Source organism: Bacillus sp. SIMBA_031 (assembly GCF_046535225.1).
In the GTDB taxonomy this organism is placed as follows: Bacteria; Bacillota; Bacilli; order Bacillales; family Bacillaceae; genus Bacillus; species Bacillus velezensis.
Genome location: NZ_JAWRXC010000534.1, coordinates 1 through 248, shown reverse-complemented (window position 1 = coordinate 248; position 248 = coordinate 1). Strand labels below are relative to the sequence as shown.

Below are 248 nucleotides of genomic sequence, written 5' to 3'. Positions count from 1 at the left end.
GGTAGCGGCGGAGGGGATCGAACCCCCGACCTCACGGGTATGAACCGTACGCTCTAGCCAGCTGAGCTACACCGCCAAAAAACAATTAAAATCAAGTGGAGCCTAGCGGGATCGAACCGCTGACCTCCTGCGTGCAAAGCAGGCGCTCTCCCAGCTGAGCTAAGGCCCCAAAATGGTCGGGAAGACAGGATTCGAACCTGCGACCCCATGGTCCCAAACCATGTGCTCTACCAAGCTGAGCTACTTCC

2 tRNA genes are annotated in these 248 nt (G+C 57.7%); both read right to left on the bottom strand.

From position 1 onward, the window contains the following. Window positions 1-2 precede the first annotated feature (2 nt). Window positions 3-76, bottom strand: a tRNA-Met gene (locus SB724_RS21285). 20 nt (window positions 77-96) lie between these two features. After that, window positions 97-169: transfer RNA gene (locus tag SB724_RS21280), tRNA-Ala, on the bottom strand. Window positions 170-248: the final 79 nt, after the last annotated feature.